This window comes from Gilvibacter sp. (assembly GCF_965601605.1).
Lineage (GTDB): Bacteria > Bacteroidota > Bacteroidia > Flavobacteriales > Flavobacteriaceae > Gilvibacter.
This window is the reverse complement of sequence record NZ_CBFCWJ010000011.1, coordinates 64,948-79,692: the sequence shown is the minus strand read 5'-3', so window position 1 is coordinate 79,692 and position 14,745 is coordinate 64,948. Positions and strand designations below refer to the sequence as shown.

The window sequence follows — 14,745 nt, the reverse complement described above, 5'->3', positions numbered from 1 at the left end:
GACCTGATAGCTCAGTTGGTAGAGCATCTCCCTTTTAAGGAGAGGGTCCTGGGTTCGAGCCCCAGTCAGGTCACCACTAAAAAAGTTAAGCCCCGCGGCCTAACTTTTTTTTTGCCCGGGTGCTGGAATTGGTAGACAGGCATGGTTGAGGGCCATGTGTCCATTAGGGCGTGTGGGTTCGACTCCCACCTCGGGCACTGACAAATTAAAACGCATAGAAGATGCGACAAAAAAAAACGCCGAGCTTGCTTGAGCGTTTTTTTTTATGGAGCAGATTCAAATTGCACAGCGATTTGCATTTTGATTTTGACTATGCTAGCGTTTTGAGCCCAACGAGGCGAAGCCGAGTTAGTCTCACCGCCGGCCTTTTGTTTAAGCTGGCGAGCTCAAGGCATTCACACCAAAATGTCATCTCGATACATATTTTACTACGCAAAAAACACTCCATGACCGGAACCCGGCGCCAGCGATTGCAGCGGCATCCTTTTTACGAAGTGAAAAGATATAGCGGAAAGCGCGGTGACGCTTCTTGGCGGCAGGCGCCCAAAAAATTATAAATAACTCAACACCAAAATGTCATCTCGATACACTTTTTGTTTCACAAAAAACACTCGATGACCGGAATTGGTTTGCGGCTAAGTATACCAATCAATGTCACAGGCATACCATAAACGTTAAACAAAATTTCCTGAAAACATCCAAATTATTTTCTGTTAATTGTTTACTATTTTTTCGTTTTTATTAAACAAAAGCTTATTTTTGTATATCACTATGTTGTGATACAAATCGAGAAGCCCCGTTGATATATGCTGGTTAAAACCCAATTTAACATAAAGGATTTAGAGAACTTAAGTGGCGTAAAGGCGCACACCATTCGCATTTGGGAAAAGCGCTACGGCCTTCTGGAACCTAATCGCACGGATACCAATATCCGAAAGTACGATTTGGAGAATCTTAAAAAGTTGCTCAACGTTACTTTCCTTTATAATGAAGGCATCAAGATTTCTAAGATCGCTAAACTGAGTGATGCTGAGATTCAGCAGATCATTGAAGAGCGCGCAACTCAAAAGCAAGAGGATTACGCAATGAAGGCCTTTAAAACGGCCATGTTTGACTTTGATTACACCCTCTTTGCGACCACCTTCAACGAGCTTAGTGAGCGCATTAGTTTTAGAGAGATCTTTATGGAGGTCTTTATTCCGTTGCTGCAAGAAATTGGAACGCTCTGGCAAACGGGTACGATTGATCCGGCACACGAGCGTTTTATCTCAGAGTTGATCAAGCAAAAGATCATAGTGAACATCTCTAATTTGCAGAGCGTTCAAAAACCAGAACGCCAAGACATTCTTTTCTCTTTGTACTTGCCTTATGAGGAGATTCATGAAATTGGATTGCTCTATGCGCATTATGAGATCCTTCAATCGGGTCATCAAACCATTTATCTGGGCAGCAATATTCCGTTACCGAGTTTGCGCAATGTACTCAAGCACCATGATAATGTAGTCTTTGTTTCCTTCTTCACTGTGAAACCAGACAAGGTTTCTATTTATGAGTACTTAAAAGGAATTTGACAAGATCATCTCCAAAGAACAAGCCAGTCAGCTATGGCTCATGGGGGCTAAGACCCGTGAGGTTGAGGCAGATAAGGTCCCGGATCATGTCTCTGTAATAGGCACTATTGAAGGGCTACTCGAAAAACTCAATTCATTAAAAAAATCTTAAATACGATCAGCAGCTTTCATTTTGTTTAGAATTTGATTTAATTTGTTAAACAAATGAAGAAAAGCATTGCAATCGTAGGTAGCGGCTTCGCCTCTTTGGCCGCGGCATCTTATCTGGCTCAAGCCGGACATCAGGTGACCATCTTTGAAAAGAACAAGACCGTAGGCGGTCGTGCACGGCAGCTTAAACGCGACGGATTTACTTTTGACATAGGTCCAACTTGGTATTGGATGCCTGATGTATTTGAGCGTTTCTTCGCCGATTTTAATAAAAAGCCCGAAGACTTTTACGAACTGATCAAACTCAACCCAGCCTACAGCGTATGCTTTGGTGAAATGGATTTCATAACCATTGAGGACAGTTTGGAAAAGATTTGCAAGACCTTTGAAAAAGAGGAACCGGGCAGTGCAGCCAAGTTGGAGAAGTTTATGGCTAAGGCAAAATCCAACTACGATATTGCAATTAAAGATCTCGTTTACCGTCCAGGAGTGTCTCCTTTGGAATTAGTGACACCAGTAACCATGCGCAAAATTGGGCAGTTCTTTAGCACGATTGCTAAAGACGTTCGCGCTGAATTCAAAAATCCACGTTTGATCTCCATTTTGGAGTTTCCTGTTTTGTTCTTAGGAGCTAAGCCCAGCAATACACCAGCATTTTACAGTTTTATGAACTACGCAGATTTTGGAATTGGAACTTTCCACCCTAAAGACGGCATGTATTCTGTAATTGAAGGTATGAAGACGCTAGCAGAATCCTTAGGGGTTGAAATTCGTACAGAACACAATGTGGACTCCATCACCGTGACTGATGGTCACGCGACTGGTCTAGTTTCTAACGGACAAGTACACAAGGCAGACATTGTTTTGAGCGGAGCGGATTACCACCACTCAGAAACTTTATTGCCCGCAGAACACCGACAGTATTCTGAGAATTATTGGAAGAAGAAGACCTTTGCTCCCTCTGCTCTTTTGTTCTACGTTGGCTTTGAAAAGCCCATCGAAAATGTGGAACACCACACCTTATTCTTTGACGTGGACTTTGAAACCCACGCCCACGATATCTACGACGATCCTGCTTGGCCAGAGGAACCATTGTTCTACGCCAGCTTCCCTTCTAAGACTGATGACAATGCAGCTCCAGCGGGAAAAGAAGCAGGGATTTTCTTGATTCCGTTAGCTCCTGGATTGGAAGATACACCAGAGATGCGCGAAAAATATTTTGACATTATTCTTACACGCTTGGAAAAATTGACGCAGCAAGAAGTCAAAAAATACGTTATCTTTAAAGAGTCCTACTGTGTAAATGACTTCATTGAGGACTACAATTCTTACAAGGGAAATGCGTATGGGATGGCAAATACCTTGCTCCAAACGGCCTTTTTGAGACCTAAGCTGCGTAGTAAGAAAGTAAAAGACCTATACTTTACCGGTCAACTCACCGTACCAGGGCCTGGAGTTCCTCCGTCCCTTATTTCAGGAAAGTTGGTAGCCGGTTTGATTGAAAGTGACCATTAGTACTCTATTGCAGCATGAAAGCAACATTTGACATCGTTTCTAACCTATGTAGCCAAAAGGTGACCAATGCATACAGCACCTCGTTCTCCTTGGCCACAAAGATGCTCGCACCGAGTATCCGACAAGACATTTACAATATTTATGGTTTTGTTCGCTTTGCGGATGAGATCGTGGATTCTTTCCACGACTATGACAAAGCCGTGCTCTTTGACCGCTTTTCACAAAGTTTGGAAGATGCCTTGCACGACAAAATCCATTTGAACCCAATCCTCAACGCCTTTCAGCATACCGTGCACAAGTACAACATCCAAAAGTCATCCATTGATGCTTTTATGAAAAGTATGCGTTTGGATTTGACCAAGACGGAATACCTCACAGATGCAGAATACAAAGAATACATCTACGGTTCAGCGGATGTGGTTGGTCTAATGTGCCTTATGGTTTTTGTTAAGGGTGATCTTGAACGCTATGAGGCACTAAAGGAGTCAGCAATGCACTTGGGGTCTGCTTTTCAAAAAGTAAACTTTTTGCGTGACTTAAAGGCCGATTTTGAAGGTCTGAGCAGAACCTATTTCCCAAACACCAACCTCAGCGCCTTAGATGAAGACGCCAAGAAAAGAATTATTGCAGAAATTGAAGAAGATTTTGCAAAAGGCTATCAGGGAATATTACTTTTGCCTACAGAAGCAAAGTTCGGTGTATTTATGGCTTACCGCTACTACAGACGCCTGCTTAAAAAGCTTTACCGAACTCCCGCTATGGAAATCAAAAACAAGCGGATTAGAGTTCCGAATTACGAGAAATTCGGGTTATTGACCCGCAGTTATGTGAAATATCAATTAAAATTAGTTCGATAGTAATGGATATACTGCTTTGGATATTGGTCTTTTTGGCCACCTTTTGCATTATGGAATTCATGGCCTGGTTTACCCACAAATATATTATGCACGGTTTCCTCTGGGTCTTGCACAAAGACCATCACCACAAGGATCACGGCAGTTGGTGGGAACGCAATGACGCCTTTTTTATCTTTTACGCAGCTGTGAGTATTGGATGCTTTATCGCTTGGCAATACTACGGTTTCTGGGCGGGACTGCCGATTGGACTAGGAATCTTCGCCTACGGGCTTACTTATTTTATGGTACACGATATCTTTATCCACCAACGTTTTAAGATGTTCCGCAACGCTAACAATTGGTATGCACGCGGTATTCGTAGAGCGCACAAGATTCACCACAAACATTTAGGCAAAGAAGAAGGTCAGTGTTTTGGCATGCTACTTCCTCCGCTCAAATACTTTAAAAAATAAAGATGCAGTACCTGTACCTATGGTTAAACTTAGGTTCATTTATTGTACCCTTCCTGTTTAGCTTCCATCCGCGTTTAAAATTCTACAAGCGTTGGAAAGGGTTCTTTCTGGGAGTCTTGGTGATGATGGCCGTTTTTATTCCGTGGGACATAGCCTTTACGGTCAATGGTTTCTGGGGATTCAATCCGGATTATCTAAGCGGAATCTATTTGTTCAACCTACCCCTAGAGGAATGGTTGTTCTTTATCTGTATTCCCTACGCCTGTATCTTTACCCATTACGCACTCATTGAACTCATGCCTAATGTGAAGTTGTCTAAAAGGACCACCGCTGTAATTTACACGCTGCTCGCCGCTGTTTTAGTCATAGCGCTGTGGTATACGAATCACCTTTGGTATACGGCGGTAAACTTCAGCTACGCTTTAATAGTACTTGGAATAGTGTATAATTGGAGGCCTGAGCTGTTCAACCGATTCTTTTTGACCTATTTGGTGATCTTGATTCCCTTCTTTGTGGTCAACGGAGTTTTGACGGGAACAGGCATTGAAGAGCAAGTGGTTTGGTACAATAATGATGAAAACCTCGGCTTGCGCATGGGCACCATCCCAGTGGAAGACACTATCTACAATCTTGGAATGCTCTTAACGGTCCTGGCTATTACTGTTTATGTCTCTGGCCCTGCCACTCAACGCGTGAGCAGTTCTTCTAAAAACGCATAGAATTCTGGATCATTCCAGGCTTTGGCCCCTGTTTCTAAAAGCACCACCTTCCCCGTTTTATCAATAACGGCCGTAGTAGGCAAAGAATTACTTCTAATGACTTCTGGCGCCTGATAGCTTTGAATATAGACGGGCAGCTCATAACCCTTCTTATTCATAAAAGTTTGGAGTTTCTTTGGAGTTTCTCCGGAGACAAAATAGAAATCCACGCGGTCGGCGAATCGATCATGCAATTCCTGCATGGCTGGCATCTCGGCTATGCACGGTGGGCACCAAGTCGCCCAAAAATTCACCAAAACCACTTTGCCTTTTGACTGCTCAAAATTCTCCGAGGCTCCTGCTAGGGTTTGCAAAGGCCAGTTATACGTATCTAAGCTGAGTTGCTCATCGTCCGGCAAGCTATCTGGAACAAAAGCAAACAGCCTTTGAATCCCTGCTTTAATAGGAGTTCCTGTTTGAGGTACGATCAACAGAACTATCAGCAACACCATAAGGATATTGCTCCATTGCTTCTTAAAAAAGGACTGGTCTAATTTCATGAATAAGTAGTCCAAAAATAAGTCGATTCCTTGCATAAAAAAAGTCCCGCCTTTTAGCGGGACTTCACTACAAAAATGTATTACTCCTTAATTTCGAGTAACTGTGATCGAATTGGAAAGGCTAAAGCAGCCTACCAAATCGCTGGCATTGTTGCCAGGCATTGCGCCTTCTAGGCCGTCCTCAAAGCGCAAGTACCAGATTAGGCATACTCCTACACCAGCAGCGTCAAAGTCAACTGCCTCAAGAGCTGCCATTGTCGGTGGCAATCCTAAGATGTTACCAGCATCGTCAGTGATTACCCAAGTTGAATTCGTTCCAGTTTGCGTACCATCTAAAGTGATTCCGCTAACCATGTCTGGAGTTCCATCTACGGTGAAGGTAAATGGCCCTCCGCTGATCATCCCTCCGTTTGGCGCGTTACGCACAACCTCAATAGGGTTAGATAAGCTAAAGTCTCCTTCTAGATCGTTGGCGTTAAGACCAACCTCTGCTCCGACTAGACCATCTTCAAAACGCAGGTACCAGATCAAGCAAACTCCTCCTCCGGCGCCATCAAAATCAACACCTTCTAAGGCTTCAAGAGTTGGTGGCAATCCTAAGATGTTTCCAGCATCATCAGTTACTACAAAACTTCTGTTAGTACCTGTAGCGGCTGGATCCGTGCTAATTCCACTAACAAAATCAGGACTTCCGTCAACACAGAATTCAAAAGGACCACCCATCAAAACACCAGCGTTAGGAGCTGCGTTTCTGTTTACAGTGATCGAGTTCGATAAATCAAAAGTACCAGTAAGGTCGTTGGCGTTTGCTCCTACTTCTGCTCCTTGAAGATCGTCTTCAAAACGCAGGTACCAAATCAGACAAACACCTACACCAGCACCGTCAAAGTCAACACCTTCTAGCGCTTCTATCGTTGGTGGCAATCCCAAGATATTTCCGGCGTCGTCAGTGACTACAAAAGTTCTGTTGGTTCCAACCGCATCAGGGTCTGTAGTAATGCCGCTTACAAAGTCAGGGTTTCCGTCTACCAAAAAGGTAAATGGACCACCTTGGAGAGTTCCAGCATCTGGTGCTGGAGTATTGTTGTCGTCATCATTGCTACAGGCGGCAAAAAGCAAAGAAGCGAACAACAGGCTAAAAATTTTTCTTTTCATGATTATAGTTTTTAATTACCGATACAAACTTAGTTCGGCCTCATAAAAAGAAATGTCAGCTAGCTTACACTAAGCAGAAAATTTTAAACGAATCTCGTTTCTGCTAAAGTCAATAAGCTCTTCAGCCTTGAATTTATTCATAATGGAATTCAGCGTGGGTCTTGAGGTTCCCAGCAATTTGGCGATGTCTTTTTGGGTGTACGGATGCTTGATTACTGTATCCCCATTATAAGGACAACAGTAGCCGTAATCATCTGCCAGCTCTTTTAGGAATTCTTTGACGCGCGTTTCTGCGTCCTTATAGAGAATCAAATCCAAGCGACGCTCCAAACGCTTCAATCGGAAACCGATCAGCTTATAGATCCTGAAACTAAAACTGCGATTGTCTCGCATGAGTTCGTGCATGGTGCCTACATCAACAGGACAAATGCTCGTACTGCCGAGGGCTTGCGCAAATTCATCGCGCTTCTCCTCGCCTAGAATGGCCTTCTCGCCAAAAAGTTCGCCTTTGGTTAAAATGGCTTTCACCATTTCTTCGCCATCTTCTGTGTAATAACCGAGTTTTACACGGCCTTCTTCTATCAAATAGACCTTACTCGCACTATCTTCTTCAAAGTAGATATAATCTTGTTTTTTGTAGGTATTGAAACTGTGATCTTTCTTGAATGCTTTGAATTTGTGGGGGCAAAGCATAGAAAACAGGTTAACCTCTTCAAAGAACCAAAGCGTCTTCATAGCAATTATTTTTGTAGTGTCTGAATCAACACCAAAGTGTTGACCACGGTTAGTTATCTGTTTTAGACGGAGCTTTTTCCACTTACTTACAAGGCACAATGAAATATGGTTAACTTTGTTTAAAACCACACCGAATGAGTAGTCGTAGAGAATTTGTTAAAAAGAGTGCCCTGATTGGAACCGGCCTGGCGCTAGCACCTAGTTTTACCTTTGCACAAGACCTGAATCCATTAAAAGACATACTTCGCGTGGGTCTAATTGGAGTTGGATTACGGGGCACAAATCACCTGCAAAACCTCTTGTATAGGGATGATGTGACCATCGTTGCCGTTTGCGATACCGATATCCGCAGAATGCCTATAGTAGAAGAACTTTTACAAAAGCACAATCATCCTGCGGCAAAACAATTCACTGCAGATGAGTACGACTACAGGAATCTACTCGCCATGTCTGATATTGACGCGGTGATCATTTCCACCCCTTGGCTTTGGCACACCCGAATGGCTAAGGACGCTATGAAAGCTGGGAAGTATGTCGGTTTGGAAGTCTCTGCTGCCAACACCATGGAAGAGTGCTGGGATCTGGTCAATATTCATGAAGAGACCGGGTCTCATTTAATGATCTTAGAGAATGTTTGCTACCGCAGAGACGTTATGGCTGCCTTAAATATGGTGAAGCAAAATGTCTTTGGAGAGCTCTTGCATTTTCGCTGCGGATACCAACACGACCTTCGCTTTGTAAAGTTCAACGACGGCAAGACTGCCTATGGTAAAGGTGCGGAATTTGGAGAAAAAGGAATTTCGGAATCTGCTTGGAGAACACAGCACAGCTTACTGCGCAATGCAGATGTATATCCTACTCACGGTTTAGGACCCATAGCTGCCATGTGTGATATCAATCGAGGTAATCGTTTGGTGTCCATCTCTTCTATGGCCAGCAAAGCTGTTGGACTCAATAAATACATAGTGGATGTAGGCGGAGCCGATCATCCCAACGCTAAACTTAAGTGGAAACAAGGCGATGTGATCACTTCCATGATCAGCACTTCCAATGGAGAAACCATCATTGTGACTCATGATTGTAACTCACCACGTCCCTACTCTCTTGGCTTTAGAGTTCAAGGTAGCGAAGGACTGTGGGAAGTTGATGGAAGTCGCATGTATATAGAAGGACAGTCAGACCCCCATCGCTGGGACGAGGCTCAACCTTGGTTGGACAAATACGATCATCCGCTTTGGAAGAAGTACGCGGATAGAGCCACAGGTTCCGGTCACGGCGGTATGGACTTCTTTGTGCTACACGCCTTTGTAGAATCGGCCAAACGCAATGCAGCGCCTCCTTTGGACGTTTATGACGCTGCCGCATGGAGCGCAGTAACTCCGCTTTCTGAGGCTTCTATTGCCGCGAACGGAGAAGCCCAAGAATTCCCAGACTTTACGCGGGGCAATTGGGTAAAGCGCAAACCTTGGAACTGGAACAGCGATCAATTTTAAAAGATGACCATTATTAAAGCCCCTGCGCGTGTTTGTCTCTTTGGCGATCACCAAGATTATTTAGGATTGCCCGTCATTGCTTGTGCCGTTGACAGGTACATCACTTTTAAGGCTGAGCCCAATGAGACCCAAGCCTTGAACTTTGAGTTCACCGATCTTAAAAAAACAAGAACGCTATCTTTAAAAGAGGACCTCGATTCCTTTGAGCCGCAAGATTATATTAAATCGGGGTTGAAAATGTTGGATAAGGTTGGCGTACAACTCTCTAAAGGTTTTGACATCGAAATCAGCGGTGATATTCCCATCAATGCAGGATTGAGTAGCTCTTCTGCCTTTGTGGTGGGTTGGCTCACCTTGGTGCTCAAATTGACCGACCATTTGGATCGATTCAGCTCCGCAGAAATTGGCCATATGGCTTATCTGGCTGAAGTGGAAGAGCACGGACAAGCCGGCGGTAAAATGGACCAATATACCTCAGCCATTGGAGGAACTATCTACATCAACACCCGAGTGGATAAAACCTTTGAGTCTCTTAAGCTTCCCTTTGAGTCCTTAATCATTGCCAGTTCCGGCGTTCCTAAGACCACCCTTGAAGGGCTTAGAAGCTTAAATGAACGCTCACATCAGGCCATAGCTCAGGTCAAGAGTCACGTACCTGGCTTTGATCAATACGCCCATCATTCCGCTGCTAATTATGTGGATCACGTAGAAGAAGATCTAAAGGAGATCTTTACTGCAGCATACGGAAATTATGAAAATACACGCGCTGCCTTTGACTGTATACAAGGTCAAGACGCTGATACCACAGCTATAGGAAACTTAATGAATGAGCATCACAGCATCCTGAAAGACTTGCTCAAGATCACGACTCCAGAGATAGATCGTTTGATCACCGCTGCAAACAAGGCGGGCGCCTTGGGCGCTAAAATCGTCGGTTCTGGCGGTGGTGGTTGTATTGCCTGTATTGCTTCCGAAGGGAAAGAAGAAGAAATTATGAACGCGCTTAGAGATGCAGGAGCTGTTGAAGTATTTGAGACGCGGGTATCCAAAGGCGCTAAAGATCTTACCCTATGAAAACACTAGTCATTTTAGCCGGTGGCGCATCCAGCCGCATGAAGAAGTCACAAGCCAGTGCTGGTTTAAGTGCTGCGGAAGTAGCTGCGGCAAACGTCAGTGCTAAGTGTTTAATTGTTTTGCAGGGCGATGAGCGTCCGGTGCTAGATTATCTGATAGGGCACGCAGCGAAAGGTGGAATAGAAAATATTGTACTACTCACAGGGACTGTCAATGAGGAGTTTAAACAATGGTATGGCGACAACAATTACAATCAAGAGCGATGGGGTGTTGCTATAGACTTCGCATTGCAGTACATCCCAGAAGGACGTGAGAAACCTCACGGAACTGCTGATGCCCTGAAACAAGTATTGGAACAATTACCGCATTTGCAAAGTCAAGAGTTTTTGGTGAGCAATAGTGATAATTTATACAGCATTAAGGCCATTCAAGAGCTTCTGAATTCAAAAGCGCAACAGGCTTTTATTGCTTATGATAGAGACGGACTTGAATTTGCTGCGGAGAAAATTGCGCGTTTTGCCCTTTGTAAACTAGACAGCAAAAACGAATTGACTGAGATTGTTGAGAAGCCGGATCTATCTCAATTAGAAGCTTATCGAGACCAATCGGGAATCCTCAGAGTAAGTATGAATATCTTTAAGTTTCACGGTCCAGACATCTATCCAAATTTAGTGGCCTGCCCAGAACATCCCATCCGAAGCGAGAAAGAACTGCCATCAGCCATTATGCTCATGCGTGAATCCTATGGTAAATCGCTTTTAGGTATCCCAAGAAAGGAACACGTCCCTGATCTAACCACTAAAGAAGATATCGCGATTTTTAGATCCCAATTGAAATAAACAAAAAACCCGAAGCTTCAACTTCGGGTTTTTAAATATCGAGGCGCTTTAATTAAGCGTTCTGTTTTTTGATCAGGTTCAAAGCAGACCCTTCACGATACCACTCAATTTGAGCAGCGTTGTAAGTGTGGTTCGCCATGATAGTATCCTTAGATCCATCGGCGTGAACAACTTCTATAGTTAGTGGCTTACCAGGAGCAAAGTCCGCAATATCCACAAAGTTGAAGGTATCGTCCTCTTGAATCAGGTCGTAATCTGCTTCGTTAGCAAAAGTCAATCCAAGCATACCTTGCTTTTTCAAGTTGGTTTCGTGAATACGTGCAAAAGACTTCACCAATACCGCAGCTACACCTAAATGACGTGGCTGCATAGCCGCGTGCTCTCTAGAAGATCCTTCTCCGTAGTTGTGATCTCCAACCACGATAGTGCGAATCCCTTTGGCCTTGTATGCGCGTTGGGTATCAGGTACTCCTCCGTACTCCTCGTCCAATTGGTTCTTTACAAAGTTGGTCTTTTTGTTGTAAGCATTCACCGCACCGATCAAGGTGTTGTTTGCAATATTGTCTAAGTGACCGCGGTAACGCAACCATGGACCAGCCATAGAAATATGATCCGTAGTACACTTCCCGAAAGCTTTGATCAAGAGTTTCACCCCTTGCAGCTCGCTGTCTTGAATAGGCTCAAATGGTGTAAGCAGTTGCAAGCGCTCAGAAGTTGGGCTCACTACAACGTTGATTCCACTTCCGTCTTCAACAGGCTCAAGATAACCAGCATCTTCCACATCAAATCCTTGTGGAGGCAATTCCAGTCCTTTTGGCTCGTCTAGTTTCACCTCAACACCGTCTTCGTTGATAAGCGTGTCGTTTACAGGATCAAAATCCAAACGTCCAGAGATTGCAATTGCAGCAACCATTTCTGGAGAACCTACAAAGGCGTGTGTGTTCGGGTTACCGTCTGCACGCTTGGAGAAGTTTCTGTTAAAGGAGTGCACAATGGTGTTCTTTTCTTCTCCAAGTAGATCCGAACGGTCCCACTGTCCAATACATGGACCACAAGCGTTGGTAAAGATGGTCGCTCCCAAGTTTTCAAATACACTTAGCAAACCATCGCGCTCTGCAGTAAAGCGGATTTGTTCTGATCCTGGGTTGATTCCAAAATCACTCTTTGGCTTTAATTTTTTATCGATAGCCTGCTGGGCGATACTCGCAGCTCGGGTCAAATCCTCATAAGAAGAGTTGGTACAAGAACCGATCAATCCCCACATTACGTTCAACGGCCAATCGTTTTCTTTTGCCTTAGGTCCTAACTCTCCAACTGGAGTCGCTAAGTCTGGTGTAAAAGGTCCGTTCAAGTGCGGACGCAACTCAGAAAGGTTGATCTCAATCACTTGATCAAAATATTGTTCTGGATTCGCGTATACCTCAGGGTCTCCTGTTAGGTATTCACGGATCTTATTGGCTTCATCAGCAATTTCTTCACGATCTGTAGCGCGTAAGAAGCGCTCCATAGCATCGTCATATCCAAAAGTAGAAGTCGTAGCACCGATCTCCGCTCCCATATTACAAATGGTTCCTTTTCCTGTACAGGAAAGGTTGGTAGCTCCAGGCCCGAAGTACTCTACAATGGCTCCAGTTCCTCCCTTCACCGTTAGGATACCTGCTACTTTCAAGATCACATCTTTTGAAGCAGTCCATCCGTTAAGCTCTCCGGTCAATTTAACACCGATGAGCTTTGGAAATTTAAGCTCCCAAGGCATTCCGGCCATAACGTCTACAGCATCAGCTCCACCAACTCCAACGGCAACCATTCCTAAACCACCCGCGTTTACCGTGTGAGAATCGGTACCGATCATCATTCCTCCAGGAAAGGCGTAATTTTCTAAAACCACTTGGTGAATGATCCCTGCTCCTGGCTTCCAGAAACCAATTCCGTATTTGTTGGATACAGACTCTAGGAAATCAAATACTTCACTACTGGTCTCATTGGCGCGCTTTAAATCTGCTTCAGCTCCTTGTTTGGCCTGGATCAGGTGATCACAGTGTACTGTAGTTGGTACAGCAACTTTTTGCTTTCCGGCCTGCATGAACTGCAACAAAGCCATTTGCGCCGTAGCATCTTGACATGCGATGCGGTCTGGAGCAAAATCAACATAATCCTTTCCACGAACAAAAGGTTCGGAAGGCATCCCATCCCAAAGGTGAGCATAAAGAATTTTCTCGGCCAGCGTCAAAGGCTTGCCTGTTAGTGCTTTTGCAGCATCTACCTTCTGCGCCATCTGCGCATAGGTATTTTTTATCATGTCAATGTCAAATGCCATATGTATCTATTTTTTTGGAAGTGTTGCGAAAATACAAAAAAATCGTTTGATTTTTATGTCCGATATGCGCTGAACTTAGCCGTATAGTTACGATTTGCGGGAATGATAATTTCCGAATTAAAAATTGAACAACCTCTAAATTTCTAGGAGTCTTTATTGCTGACTTAACAATCTAAGGGGCTTGAAAATAGCGTTTTACCAATCGGTGGTCTCTTAAATTCATCATCGGGCGCTCGTAAATTCGATACAAAACATAAGAAGCCACAAAGGTCAAGGACAAATAAACCAAGACATACATCCCTTTATCAATAAGGGATAGACGCTCAGTCGGTAAGAAATATTTAAGCAATTGTAGCACCACAGAATAATGCAATAAGTACATGCTGTAAGAGATCAAACTGATGCGGGTTACAGCACCTCGAATAATTCTCGGGGCTGTTTTCCAGGCGCTGAGCATGGGTAAAAACAAAGCGATGACTAACGAGCAGAAAGGCAGATAACCCAAATTCCAAACCCAAGGATGACTGTCAATAAACCAGCCCAACATGGGAATCCCGAAACTGATCAGCAGCATCCCAAGAACTCCTAAAAGGAAAAGTATCCAGCGGTTACGGGTCCAAAAGTCTGCAAAATATTGAGCAGCATAGGCCCCGAGCATGCCGTAAAAGATCGCGTCCAAACGATAGATCATCACGGCCTTGAGCTCAGTGTTCCAAAAGATCATATCAGACTCGGCTACTTGGGTTTGATAAAACACCTTAGTCAACAAACCAAATACGATCATCCCTATTGCTGTGTAAAGAAAGGCTTTCTGTGCTTTAAGCTTGAAGAACTTCCAGAGTGCCCAAGCCAAAATTGGCGCCAGTAGATAGGTGAATTCCTCTATGGGTAAACTCCAAGATTCTGTAAAGAAAATGTCCATGGAGCTAAAGGCATTCTGAAAGAACAAAAAGTACTTCCAAAGACCGTCTGGCAAATTGCGCCCCATAAAAAGAACAATCCCAATATTGACAAACAGGATCAAATAATAATTGGGCAAGGTTCTAAACCAACGCCGTACCCAAAAGTAGGTCACGCCTTGCTTGTTGTATCCTTCACTGAACTGCCTTAAAAGAATCCTTCCAATTAAAAATCCGCTTAAAACAAAAAAGATCTCCACGCCCAAGACGCCCATGAGTCGTAAAAGTTCGCCGGGCAATCCTGGTAGTTCTGGAACTATCCAAAGCGCATGAGAAAAGACCACAAATAGAATGGCAACCGCTCGCATCAGGTCTAAACCAAAAATACGCTTGGAGTAATCTATTTGCATAAAGGAATATATTTGTAAGT

13 protein-coding genes and 2 tRNA genes are annotated in these 14,745 nt (G+C 44.0%); 10 read left to right on the top strand and 5 right to left on the bottom strand.

Annotation, left to right across the window (positions count from 1 at the left end; genetic code table 11):
- From ACSLP7_RS02250 to ACSLP7_RS02220, 7 genes are all read left to right on the top strand, one after another.
- Positions 1-76, top strand: a tRNA-Lys gene (locus tag ACSLP7_RS02250).
- Between the two features lie 37 nt (positions 77-113).
- Positions 114-197, top strand: a tRNA-Leu gene (locus ACSLP7_RS02245).
- A gap of 609 nt (positions 198-806) precedes the next feature.
- Positions 807-1,571, top strand: coding sequence for a MerR family transcriptional regulator (locus ACSLP7_RS02240; RefSeq protein WP_435577804.1), 765 nt, complete (start codon positions 807-809; stop codon positions 1,569-1,571).
- Positions 1,572-1,775: 204 nt separating this feature from the next.
- The gene (locus ACSLP7_RS02235; protein ID WP_435577803.1) at positions 1,776-3,236 is read left to right on the top strand and encodes a phytoene desaturase family protein; all 1,461 of its coding nucleotides are present in this window, start codon (positions 1,776-1,778) and stop codon (positions 3,234-3,236) included.
- 14 nt (positions 3,237-3,250) lie between these two features.
- The gene (locus tag ACSLP7_RS02230; protein ID WP_435577802.1) at positions 3,251-4,093 is read left to right on the top strand and encodes a phytoene/squalene synthase family protein; all 843 of its coding nucleotides are present in this window, start codon (positions 3,251-3,253) and stop codon (positions 4,091-4,093) included.
- A 2-nt stretch (positions 4,094-4,095) separates the two neighbouring features.
- A complete protein-coding gene (locus ACSLP7_RS02225) occupies positions 4,096-4,545 on the top strand; it encodes a beta-carotene hydroxylase (protein WP_435577801.1) in 450 nt (149 codons plus the stop codon).
- A 2-nt stretch (positions 4,546-4,547) separates the two neighbouring features.
- The gene (locus tag ACSLP7_RS02220; RefSeq protein WP_435577800.1) at positions 4,548-5,264 is read left to right on the top strand and encodes a lycopene cyclase domain-containing protein; all 717 of its coding nucleotides are present in this window, start codon (positions 4,548-4,550) and stop codon (positions 5,262-5,264) included.
- Here the strand turns inward: ACSLP7_RS02220 and ACSLP7_RS02215 are convergent.
- The 3 genes from ACSLP7_RS02215 to ACSLP7_RS02205 all read right to left on the bottom strand — a co-directional run bounded on the left by ACSLP7_RS02215 (position 5,231) and on the right by ACSLP7_RS02205 (position 7,693).
- The gene (locus ACSLP7_RS02215) at positions 5,231-5,839 is read right to left on the bottom strand and encodes a TlpA family protein disulfide reductase (RefSeq protein WP_435577799.1); all 609 of its coding nucleotides are present in this window, start codon (positions 5,837-5,839) and stop codon (positions 5,231-5,233) included. The genes ACSLP7_RS02220 and ACSLP7_RS02215 overlap by 34 nt on opposite strands.
- Before the next feature lie 51 nt (positions 5,840-5,890).
- Positions 5,891-6,958: a hypothetical protein gene (locus ACSLP7_RS02210; RefSeq protein ID WP_272833451.1), complete on the bottom strand. Its 1,068-nt coding sequence runs from the start codon at positions 6,956-6,958 to the stop codon at positions 5,891-5,893.
- Between the two features lie 69 nt (positions 6,959-7,027).
- Positions 7,028-7,693, bottom strand: coding sequence for a Crp/Fnr family transcriptional regulator (locus ACSLP7_RS02205; protein ID WP_272833452.1), 666 nt, complete (start codon positions 7,691-7,693; stop codon positions 7,028-7,030).
- 134 nt (positions 7,694-7,827) lie between these two features.
- Between ACSLP7_RS02205 and ACSLP7_RS02200 the strand changes: the two genes are divergently transcribed.
- Genes ACSLP7_RS02200 through ACSLP7_RS02190 form a run of 3 tightly spaced genes read left to right on the top strand, consistent with a single transcriptional unit; the run spans position 7,828 to position 11,099 of the window.
- Entirely contained in the window at positions 7,828-9,186 is a 1,359-nt protein-coding gene (locus tag ACSLP7_RS02200; protein WP_435577798.1) for a Gfo/Idh/MocA family protein, read from the top strand.
- Between the two features lie 3 nt (positions 9,187-9,189).
- Positions 9,190-10,260, top strand: coding sequence for a mevalonate kinase family protein (locus ACSLP7_RS02195; protein ID WP_435577797.1), 1,071 nt, complete (start codon positions 9,190-9,192; stop codon positions 10,258-10,260).
- Positions 10,257-11,099, top strand: a complete 843-nt coding sequence (locus ACSLP7_RS02190) for a sugar phosphate nucleotidyltransferase (protein ID WP_435577796.1) — start codon at positions 10,257-10,259, stop codon at positions 11,097-11,099. The genes ACSLP7_RS02195 and ACSLP7_RS02190 overlap by 4 nt, the downstream gene beginning before the upstream one ends.
- 52 nt (positions 11,100-11,151) lie before the next feature.
- Here ACSLP7_RS02190 and ACSLP7_RS02185 read toward each other — a convergent pair whose 3' ends face one another.
- Both ACSLP7_RS02185 and ACSLP7_RS02180 read right to left on the bottom strand, forming a co-directional pair.
- Positions 11,152-13,416 carry an aconitate hydratase gene (locus ACSLP7_RS02185; protein WP_435577795.1) on the bottom strand — a complete coding sequence of 755 codons (2,265 nt, stop codon included), beginning with the start codon at positions 13,414-13,416 and terminating at the stop codon, positions 11,152-11,154.
- Positions 13,417-13,588: 172 nt separating this feature from the next.
- Positions 13,589-14,725 (bottom strand): acyltransferase family protein, encoded by a 1,137-nt coding sequence (locus ACSLP7_RS02180; RefSeq protein WP_435577794.1) that lies wholly within the window; start codon positions 14,723-14,725, stop codon positions 13,589-13,591.
- Positions 14,726-14,745 lie beyond the last annotated feature (20 nt).